General features: G+C 63.5%; 12 protein-coding genes. 9 read left to right on the forward strand and 3 right to left on the reverse strand.

Going from position 1 to position 9,646, the window contains the following annotated elements; translation table 11 throughout:
* Positions 1–4 precede the first annotated feature (4 nt).
* Both VL129_RS08770 and VL129_RS08775 read right to left on the reverse strand, forming a co-directional pair.
* Positions 5–949, reverse strand: a complete 945-nt coding sequence (locus tag VL129_RS08770; protein WP_325412152.1) for a hypothetical protein — start codon at positions 947–949, stop codon at positions 5–7.
* Positions 950–1,050: 101 nt separating this feature from the next.
* Positions 1,051–2,052: a GlxA family transcriptional regulator gene (locus VL129_RS08775; RefSeq protein WP_414705178.1), complete on the reverse strand. Its 1,002-nt coding sequence runs from the start codon at positions 2,050–2,052 to the stop codon at positions 1,051–1,053.
* A 121-nt stretch (positions 2,053–2,173) separates the two neighbouring features.
* On the opposite strand from VL129_RS08775, the gene VL129_RS08780 reads away from it, so the two are divergent.
* The 9 genes from VL129_RS08780 to VL129_RS08820 all read left to right on the forward strand — a co-directional run bounded on the left by VL129_RS08780 (position 2,174) and on the right by VL129_RS08820 (position 9,070).
* Entirely contained in the window at positions 2,174–3,319 is a 1,146-nt protein-coding gene (locus VL129_RS08780) for an acyl-CoA dehydrogenase family protein (protein WP_325412175.1), read from the forward strand.
* Between the two features lie 13 nt (positions 3,320–3,332).
* On the forward strand, positions 3,333–4,031 hold the full coding sequence (gene nfi / locus VL129_RS08785; RefSeq protein ID WP_325412153.1) for a deoxyribonuclease V: 699 nt from the start codon (positions 3,333–3,335) through the stop codon (positions 4,029–4,031).
* A gap of 240 nt (positions 4,032–4,271) precedes the next feature.
* Positions 4,272–4,700, forward strand: coding sequence for a 50S ribosomal protein L13 (rplM, locus tag VL129_RS08790; RefSeq protein WP_325412155.1), 429 nt, complete (start codon positions 4,272–4,274; stop codon positions 4,698–4,700).
* Between the two features lie 15 nt (positions 4,701–4,715).
* Positions 4,716–5,108, forward strand: a complete 393-nt coding sequence (gene rpsI / locus VL129_RS08795; protein WP_325412157.1) for a 30S ribosomal protein S9 — start codon at positions 4,716–4,718, stop codon at positions 5,106–5,108.
* Positions 5,109–5,354: 246 nt separating this feature from the next.
* A complete protein-coding gene (petA, locus tag VL129_RS08800; RefSeq protein ID WP_325412159.1) occupies positions 5,355–5,948 on the forward strand; it encodes a ubiquinol-cytochrome c reductase iron-sulfur subunit in 594 nt (197 codons plus the stop codon).
* Positions 5,948–7,159 carry a cytochrome b gene (locus VL129_RS08805; RefSeq protein WP_325412161.1) on the forward strand — a complete coding sequence of 404 codons (1,212 nt, stop codon included), beginning with the start codon at positions 5,948–5,950 and terminating at the stop codon, positions 7,157–7,159. The genes petA and VL129_RS08805 overlap by 1 nt, the downstream gene beginning before the upstream one ends.
* Positions 7,159–7,938 (forward strand): cytochrome c1, encoded by a 780-nt coding sequence (locus VL129_RS08810; RefSeq protein ID WP_325412163.1) that lies wholly within the window; start codon positions 7,159–7,161, stop codon positions 7,936–7,938. Before VL129_RS08805 ends, VL129_RS08810 begins: the two co-directional genes overlap by 1 nt.
* 88 nt (positions 7,939–8,026) lie before the next feature.
* Positions 8,027–8,641, forward strand: a complete 615-nt coding sequence (locus VL129_RS08815) for a glutathione S-transferase N-terminal domain-containing protein (RefSeq protein WP_325412165.1) — start codon at positions 8,027–8,029, stop codon at positions 8,639–8,641.
* Positions 8,642–8,662: 21 nt separating this feature from the next.
* Positions 8,663–9,070 (forward strand): ClpXP protease specificity-enhancing factor, encoded by a 408-nt coding sequence (locus tag VL129_RS08820; RefSeq protein ID WP_325412167.1) that lies wholly within the window; start codon positions 8,663–8,665, stop codon positions 9,068–9,070.
* 61 nt (positions 9,071–9,131) lie between these two features.
* On the opposite strand, the gene VL129_RS08825 is transcribed toward VL129_RS08820, so the two are convergent.
* The gene (locus VL129_RS08825) at positions 9,132–9,635 is read right to left on the reverse strand and encodes a BON domain-containing protein (protein WP_325412177.1); all 504 of its coding nucleotides are present in this window, start codon (positions 9,633–9,635) and stop codon (positions 9,132–9,134) included.
* Positions 9,636–9,646 lie beyond the last annotated feature (11 nt).

The raw sequence follows: 9,646 nt of genomic DNA on the forward strand, positions 1-9,646 counted from the left end.
GCGCTTACTGGCGGGCGACCTGCTCGGCGCTCAGCAGCTTCTGCGCGTGGGCGACTTCCAAGGCTTCCATGGCATTGGCCGGCGGCAGGGCAACGGCCCGCTGCAGGTGCTCCAGCGCCTTGGAGCGCTCCTTCTTCCCGTACACGTAGTTCAGCGCGTTGGCATATTCGTAGTGGCCGATGGGCAGGCTGTCGGCTTGCTGGAAGGAGCGCTGGAAGTAGTGCTCCATCTTGGCCGGGCTGACCCCGTAGGTCATGCGGCCGACCAGCTTGCCCACCTTGCGGATCACCCCGGCGTGATAGCCGCCATACAGGGCCAGCGCGTAGGGATGTTTGGGGTGTTGCTTGAGCAGTTCATCGAGCTGGTCGGGGATCTGCGAGGTGTAGCCGCGCTTGAGCACCACCGGAACGGACAGCTCCTCGCCGAGACGGGCCTTGGCATACACGCCCCCGAACATGGCCACCGAATCGGCCTTGACCAGCTCGCCGGCCTGTTCGTTGTATTCGATCACTTCCTCGAGCAGGCGGTGCTTTTCCTCTTGGCTGTCGGCCAGGAACATGGCGTAGATCACCTGGGCATACATGGCCGGTACCTGGCCGCCAACACCCAGGGCCATGCCGCGCGCCTTGGCTTCGGCGAAGTCGCCACGGAACAGCAGGCGCCAGACTTCCTGCAGTTCGGTGGCGTACATTTGCGCATCCTCGGGCTCGAACGTGCCCCCGGCGGTGCCCTGCAGCGCCTCGGGGTGTTCCGCCGCCATGCGGCGTACCCAGTCGGCATCCGGGAACGGATAGTCGCCGAAGCCGAGGGTGAGCCGCGGCCAGGCCTGGCGCAGCTTGTCCTCGCTGTAGTCGAAGGTGCTTTGGTCGTGGGGGAAGGCTTTCCAGTCGGGGTTGGCCTGCGCGCCGAAGCTGAGCATGGCGGCGAGCAGGACGAACAGAATACGCATGGCGAATAGACCCTGTTTATGGTGTAGGTCAGCCAGCATAGTCAGGGCCGGTTCGCCCGCTTGCCCATCCTAGGTTCTGTGTGCCGCGAATCGGGCGCCCCTCACGCCGGTGTGTCCCGGGGTGTGGCGTGCTGGCGATACTGGTTCGGTGACAGCCCTGTGTGCTGGCGAAACAGGCGGGCGAAGAAACTGGCGTCGTCGTAACCCACTTCGTAGCTGATGGTCTTGATGCTCTTGCGCGAGGCGCTGAGCAGATTCTTGGCGGTCTCGATGCGCAGGCGCTGCAGATAGTGCAGCGGCTTGTCGCCGGTGGCAGCCTGGAAGCGCCGCATGAAGTTGCGAATGCTCATGCCGTGGCGGCCGGCGACGTCCTCGAGGCGGAACTTCTCGGTGTAGTGCTCCTCCAGCCAGTGCTGGATCTGCAGGATGGCCATGTCGCGGTGCAGCTTCTGGCCGCCGAAGCCGATGCGTCCCGGGGTGTAGCTGCGTTGCACCTCATGCAGCACGTCGCGCGCCACCGTCTGGGCGATGTCCAGGCCGCAGAAACGTTCGATCAGGTACAGGTACAGGTCGCACGCCGAGGTGCTGCTGCTGGCGCAGTACAGTCGGTCGGCATCGGTCAGGTGCTTGTCACGGTTGAGCTGTACCCGGGGAAAGCGCTGGGTGAACTCGTCGAAGAAGCGCCAGTAGGTGGTGGCTTCCTTGCCGTCCAGCAGACCGGCCTGGGCGATCCAGAATACCCCGCTGGCTTCGCCGCACAGTGTGCTGCCGGCGGCGTGGCTGTCCTTCAGCCAGTCGAGCACCTGGGGATGCTGCTCGCGCAGGAGGTCGAAGTCGCCCCAGAAGGCCGGCAAGACCAGGATGTCGGCCGCCTCGAGGCCGCCTTCGACCGGAATGTGTACGCCGCTGAAGCTGCGTACCGGCTGGCCGTCGGCGCTGACCAGGCGTGTCTGGAAGCTCGGGGTGGTGCCCAAGCCCTGGCGCTTGCCCAGGCGCAGGCTGGCCATGTGGAACAGGTCGCAGGCTTGCATCAGTGTGGAAGCCAGCACGCCGTCACAAGCCAGGATGCTGACCCGACGTAGCATGGAGGTTGGCGCGTTCATTATTTTTGTAAGGTGAATTAGCCAGGGAGTGGCGGGATCGTCGGCTTTTTTGGCGCAACTGTCCAGTTTGAAGCCAGACGCGACTGGCCTAGAGTCTGGGAACCCAATGCATGGCTATCAGGTGATAACAATGATTCCAAGAACCCTGTTCAGTGCTGACCATGAACTGTTCCGTGGCAGTGTGCAGAAATTTCTCGAGCAGCACGCCGTACCTTTCCATGCGCAATGGGAGAAGGATGGGCATGTGGATCGCGCCCTGTGGAACAAGGCCGGGGAAGCGGGTCTGCTGTGTTCGCACATCCCGGAAGCCTACGGCGGCATGAGCGCCGACTTCCTCTATAGCGCGGTGGTGATCGAGGAGGTTGCCCGGCTCGGCCTGAGCGGCATCGGCTTCTCGCTGCACTCGGACATCGCTGCGCCCTATCTGCTGCATTACGGCTCGGAGGCTCAGAAGCGCCGCTACTTGCCGCGCATGGTGAATGGCGAGCTGATCAGTGCCATCGCCATGACCGAGCCGGGCGCCGGTTCCGATCTGCAGGGCGTGCGCACCAGTGCGGTGCTGGACGGCGATGAGTATGTGCTCAATGGTTCCAAGACCTTCATCACCAATGGCTGGCTGGCCGACCTGATCATCGTGGTGGCCAAGACCGATCCACAGGCCGGCGCACGGGGCACCAGCCTGTTCCTGGTGGAAAGCGACACGCCCGGCTTCAGTCGCGGTCGCCGCCTGGAAAAGGTCGGCATGAAGGCCCAGGACACCTCGGAGCTGTTCTTCCAGGATGTGCGGGTGCCCAAGGAGAACCTGCTGGGTCAGCCGGGCATGGGTTTCGCGTATCTGATGCAGGAGCTGCCGCAGGAGCGCCTGAGCGTCGGCGTCGGCGCGCTGGCCTCGGCCGAGGCAGCGTTGCGCTGGACGCTCGACTACACCCGCGAGCGCAAGGCGTTCGGCAAGGCGGTGGCGGACTTCCAGAACACCCGCTTCAAGCTGGCCGAGATGGCGACGGAAATCCAGGTGGGTCGGGTATTCACCGACTGCTGCCTGGAGCTGCACCTGCAGGGCAAGCTGGATGTGCCCACGGCGGCCATGCTGAAGTACTGGGCCACCGAACTGCAGTGCCGCGTGCTGGACGAATGCGTACAGCTGCACGGCGGCTACGGCTACATGTGGGAGTATCCGGTGGCCCGCGCCTGGGCGGATGCCCGCGTGCAGCGCATCTATGCGGGCACCAACGAGATCATGAAGGAGATCATCGCGCGCTCGCTCTGAGTGGAGGTCATCCATGATCGCTCGCTATGCCGTCGATCCGCAGTGCTTTCCCGGCTGGGACGGCACCATCGCCGGGGCGCGGCGCCTCCAGGCGGAGCTGGCGGCGCAGGTGCGGCTGCGGGACGAGTTTCCCGCACCCCTGCGCCTGATCGCCGGACTGGATGTCGGTTTCGAGGAGCGGGGCGGTATCACCCGGGCGGTGGCGGTGCTGATGGATGCCGACAGCGGTGCTGTGCTGGCCGATGTGGTGGTGCGGCGGCCCACCAGCATGCCGTACATCCCGGGGCTGCTGTCCTTTCGTGAGCTGCCGGCGCTGCTGCAGGCGCTGAACGACTTGCCGCAGCGCCCCGATCTGCTGTTCGTCGACGGACAGGGCATTGCGCATCCGCGCCGACTGGGTATCGCGGCCCACCTCGGTGTGGTAACGGACCTGCCGAGCATCGGCGTGGCCAAGACCCTGCTGGTTGGGCGTGGCGAGACGCCGGATAAGGGGCGCGGCGCGCGAAGCGAGCTGCTGGATGGCGCGGAGCAGGTCGGCTGGCTGGTACGCAGCAAGGATGGCGTGCGACCGCTGGTCGTCTCGCCCGGGCATCGGGTCAGCCTGCAAAGTGCGCCGGATCTGGTGCTGCGCTACGTGACGCGCTACCGGTTGCCGGAGCCCACCCGCCTGGCCGATCGGTTGGCGTCGCGGCGCGCTCCCGGGATGCGCTAGTTGCAATTTTCCGAGTCTTGGGCATAATCCCGCGACTTTCCCGCGGGGACCGCCTAGCTCCTCGGGAAATAGGTGGGGATGCCTAGCCCGCCGCGCGATTCCTTGTTCTGCCCTAGCGGACGCGAAGACCCGAGCCCCCGATAGCGTCTGCCGCGGCCCGGCCCTGGCCTTGCCAGGGTACGTACTATTCAGTAAGATTCGCCGTCTTATTTTCAGGGCGGCCCCTGAGGCTTATAAAGAATGAAAACTTTTTCTGCTAAACCGGAAACCGTAAAGCGCGACTGGTACGTCGTCGACGCTGCCGGTCAGACCCTGGGTCGTCTGGCCACCGAGATCGCTAGCCGCCTGCGTGGCAAGCACAAGCCGGAATACACTCCGCACGTTGACACCGGCGACTACATCGTCGTGATCAATGCCGAGCAGGTCCGTGTCACTGGTGCCAAGACCACCGACAAGATGTACTACTCGCACTCCGGTTTCCCGGGCGGTATCAAGGAAATCAGTTTCGAGAAGCTGATCGCCAAGGCTCCCGAGCGTGTGATCGAGACCGCGGTCAAGGGCATGCTGCCGAAGAACCCGCTGGGTCGCGACATGTATCGCAAGCTGAAGGTCTACAAGGGTTCCGTGCACCCGCACGCTGCTCAGCAGCCTCAAGAACTGAAGTTTTAACGGGAATAGCTCATTATGTCGGCGACTCAAAATTACGGCACTGGCCGTCGCAAGACTGCTACCGCTCGCGTCTTCCTGCGTCCGGGTACTGGCAAGATCACCATCAACAACCGCACCCTGGAAAACTTCTTCGGCCGTGAAACCGCCCGCATGGTGGTTCGCCAGCCGCTGGAGCTGACTGCCAACGCCGAGAAGTTCGACGTCTACGTCACCGTCCTGGGTGGTGGTGTAACCGGTCAGGCCGGCGCCATCCGCCACGGCATCACCCGTGCGCTGATCTCCTACGACGAGACCCTGCGCAGCGCACTGCGCAAGGCCGGTTACGTGACTCGCGATGCCCGCGAAGTCGAGCGTAAGAAGGTCGGTCTGCGCAAGGCGCGCAAGCGTCCGCAGTACTCCAAGCGCTAACTTCGGTTACCGCTTCAGAAAACGCCCGGTCCGGATGGATCGGGCGTTTTTTTATGCGGCAAAAACACGCGTGCGACAACGTGCCACAGCCCGGAAAGCCGCGTGGCTCAAGGGTTTTGCCCGGGCTGTTACCTTGCCAGCAAGGGGGCTTTTCTTTAACATTCAGCAAATTTTTCGGGCTCGTCCTTGAAAATTTACTTCAAGACCCGGCCGAACCGGGTCGCAAAGCTGATGGGAGACGACTGAATGAGCAATGACGGCGTGAATGCTGGCCGGCGTCGCTTCCTCGTCGCAGCCACCTCTGTGGTGGGTGCGGCTGGAGCGGTGGGGGCGGCGGTCCCGTTCGTGGGATCGTGGTTCCCGAGCGCTAAGGCCAAGGCCGCTGGTGCACCGGTGAAGGTAAATATCGGCAAGATCGAGCCGGGTCAGCAGATGGTAGCCGAATGGCGTGGCCAGCCCGTGTTTATCCTGCGCCGCACCGAGGAAACCCTGAACAACCTGACAGGTCTGGAAGGCACCGTGGCCGACCCGGCTTCGCAGGCGTCCGAACAGCCGACCTATGTGGACCCGAAGCACCGCGCCATCAAGCCGGAGATTCTGGTCGTGGTCGGCCTGTGCACCCACCTGGGTTGCGCTCCGTCGTTCCGTCCCGAAGTGGCCCCGGCCGACCTGGGCGCCGATTGGATGGGTGGCTATTTTTGCCCGTGCCACGGTTCCAAGTACGACCTGGCCGGTCGCGTCTACAAGTCGCAGCCCGCTCCCTTGAACCTGCCGGTGCCGCCGCATTCGTACGAGTCGGATGACGTCATCGTCATCGGTGTGGACCAGGAGAACGCCTGATGAGCAAATTCATGGAATGGGTCGATGCCCGCTTCCCCGCCACCAAGATGTGGGAAGACCATCTGTCCAAGTACTACGCCCCGAAGAACTTCAACTTCTTCTATTTCTTCGGCTCCCTGGCGCTGCTGGTGCTGGTCAACCAAATCCTGACCGGCGTCTGGCTGACCATGAGCTTCACCCCGAGCGCCGAAGAGGCCTTCGCCTCCGTCGAGTACATCATGCGCGACGTGGAGTACGGTTGGATCCTGCGCTACCTGCACTCCACCGGCGCTTCGGCGTTCTTCGTGGTGGTGTACCTGCACATGTTCCGCGGCCTGCTCTACGGTTCCTACCAGAAGCCGCGTGAGCTGGTGTGGATCTTCGGCATGCTGATCTACCTGGCGCTGATGGCCGAAGCCTTCATGGGCTACCTGCTGCCCTGGGGCCAGATGTCCTACTGGGGCGCCCAGGTGATCATCTCGCTGTTCGGTGCCATCCCGGTGATCGGTGCCGATCTGACCGAGTGGATCCGCGGTGACTACCTGATCTCCGGCATCACCCTGAACCGCTTTTTCGCGCTGCACGTGATCGCGCTGCCGATCGTCCTGCTGGGCCTGGTCGTGCTGCACATCCTGGCGCTGCACGAAGTGGGTTCCAACAACCCGGACGGCGTCGATATCAAGAAGACCAAGGACGAGAATGGCGTTCCGCTGGATGGCATCCCGTTCCATCCCTACTACACCGTCAAGGACATCGTCGGCGTGGTGGTCTTCCTGTTCGTGTTCTGCGCCGTGGTGTTCTTCTTCCCGGAAATGGGCGGCTACTTCCTCGAGAAGCCCAACTTCGAAGAGGCCAACCCGCTGAAGACCCCGGCACACATTGCTCCGGTCTGGTACTTCACCCCCTTCTACGCCATCCTGCGCGCCGTTCCGGACAAGCTGATGGGCGTGATTGCCATGGGTGCAGCCATTGCCGTGCTGTTCGTGCTGCCGTGGCTGGACCGTAGCCCGGTCAAGTCCATGCGCTACAAGGGCTGGCTGAGCAAGATCTGGCTGGTGGTGTTCTGTGTCAGCTTCGTGATCCTGGGCGTGCTGGGCGTGCTCTCTCCGACCGACGGCCGCACCCTGCTGGCGCGAATCTGCACCGTGCTGTATTTCGCCTACTTCCTCCTGATGCCGTTCTACACGCGCATGGAGAAGACCAAACCCGTTCCGGAAAGGGTGACTGGCTGATGAAAAAGCTCTTCGCTGCACTGATGTTTTCCGTACTGCCGCTGACTGCCATGGCGGCAGGCACGGAGGCTCCGCTGGACAAGGTCGATATCGATCTGACCGACAAGGCGGCGCTGCAGGACGGTCTGAAAACCTTCACCAACTACTGCATGGGCTGCCATAGCGCCAAGTTCCAGCGCTACGAGCGCGTCGCCAACGACCTGGGCATTCCAGCTGACGTGATGATGGACAACGTCGTGTTCTCCGGCGCCAAGATCGGCGAACACATGAAGATCGGCATGCAGCCGGCTGACGCCAAGGTCTGGTTCGGCGCCGCTCCGCCGGATCTGACCCTGGTGGCACGCGTGCGTGGCACCGACTGGCTGTACACCTACCTGCGCACCTTCTATGAAGATCCCAAGCGTCCGCTGGGCGCCAACAACGTGGTCTTCCCGAACGTGGGCATGCCCAACGTGCTGTCCGATCTGCAGGGCCGCCAAGTGATTGGCTGCAAGCAGGTGCAGGTGGTGGAGAACGGCAAGAAGGTCTTCGATCCGCTGACCGGCACCCCGGTCACCGAAGAAGCCTGCGATCAGTTGACCATCGTCCCCGGCACTGCCAAGCAGACCGAGGCCGAGTTCGACGAGACCGTGAAGAACCTGGTGACCTTCCTGGCCTACTCGGCCAACCCGGTCAAGCTGGAAAGCCAGCGCATCGGCACCTACGTGCTGCTGTTCTTGGTGTTCTTCTTCGTGGTGGCCTACCTGCTCAAGCGTGAGTACTGGAAGGACGTCCACTGATCACTCGCTGATCTGATCGAAAGCGCGCGCGCCCCAGGGCGCGCGCGCTTTTTTCCGTTTATCGAATTTCAATTTCAGGAGGGGCGCCATGGCCGTCAATCGTCTGGCCTGCTTTTCCGATCCCGCCGATCATTACAGTCATCGGGTTCGCCTGGTGCTGGCCGAGAAGAGCGTCGCCGCTCAGATCATCGATGTTCCCGCCGGCGTCCGGCCCGCTGAACTGCTGGAGGCCAACCCCTACGGCGAGGTTCCCACGCTGGTGGACCGCGATCTGGCGCTGTTCGAACCGACGGTGCTGCTCGAATACCTCGAGGAGCGCTACCCCCATCCGGCGCTGCTGCCCACCTATCCCCTGGCGCGGGCCAATGTCCGTCTGCTGATGCATCGTATCCAGCGCGACTGGTGCGCCAAGGCGGATACGATTCTCGATCCGCGTCAGGATGGTGAAGTCCGGGAGCGGGCGCGCCAGACGCTGGGTGAGAGTCTGACCGATAGCGCGCCGGTATTCGCCGGCAAGCCGTTCTTCCTGAGCGACGAGGCCACGCTGGCGGACTGCTGCCTGCTGCCGGTGCTCTGGCGCCTGCCGCTGCTGGGCGTGGAATTGTCGCGCGCGGCGAAACCCCTGCTTGACTACATGGAGCGGTCTTTCGCGCGTCCCGCGTTCCAGGCCAGCCTTTCCTCCCAAGAGCGCGACATGCGCTGATTTCGCCAGGAGCCATTTCGCATGAAATCCAGCCGTCCTTATCTGCTGCGCGCCCTCTACGAATGGATCGTGGACAACGACTGCACCCCGCATCTACTGGTGGACGCCGAATATCCCCAGGTGCGGGTGCCCGCCGGTTACGCCCAGGACGGGCAGATCGTCCTCAACGCGTCGCCCGGCGCGGTGCGTCATCTGCACATGGACAACGAGGGCATCAGCTTCGAGAGTCGCTTCGGTGGTGTGGCCCACAGCCTCTACCTGCCCATCGGCTCGGTACTCGCCATCTATGCTCGCGAGAACGGCCAGGGCATGGTGTTCGAGCTGGAAGCCCCGGAAGCGCTCGGCGAAGTGGCCGAAGAGGACGACGATTTGCCGCCGCCGGAAACCCCGCGTCCCGGCGGACGACCCAGCCTGAAAGTGGTGAAGTGAACTGTGTAGAAGATGAAAAGGGCGCCAGAGGCGCCCTTTTCTTATGGGGTGAGCCAGACGCTCAGTCGGTGTACTGGAACAGCCTCACGATGCGCTGTACGCCGGAGACGTTCTGCGCGACCTCGGTGGCCCGATTGGCCTGTTCCCGATTGACGATACCCATCAGATAGACGATGCCATTCTCGGTGATCACCTTGATATGGCTGCTGGACAGGTTGTTGGCCACCAGCATGCTGGTCTTGATGCGGGTGGTCAGCAGGGAGTCGTTGCTGCGGGCCAGCGCCGATGCCGGCTGCTGGACCGTCAGCTCGTTGTGCACCTTCTTGACCCCGACTACCAGGCGGGCGGCCTGCTCGGCCTGGTCACGCAGCTCGGTGCGCGGCGTCTGGCCGGCGAGCAGGATGACGCCGTTGTAGGCCGTGACCACCACCCGCGAGGTGGGGGCGGCCAGGTCCGGGTGGGCGTTGAGGATCCGTGAGAGGACCTTGGGCTCGAGGAACTGGTCGTCGATCTTGTTGCCGATGCTGCGGTTGCCACACCCGGTCAGGACCAGCGCCAGGGTCAGGAAAACGAGGA

The organism is Pseudomonas sp. (assembly GCF_035497915.1).
In the GTDB taxonomy this organism is placed as follows: Bacteria; Pseudomonadota; Gammaproteobacteria; order Pseudomonadales; family Pseudomonadaceae; genus Serpens.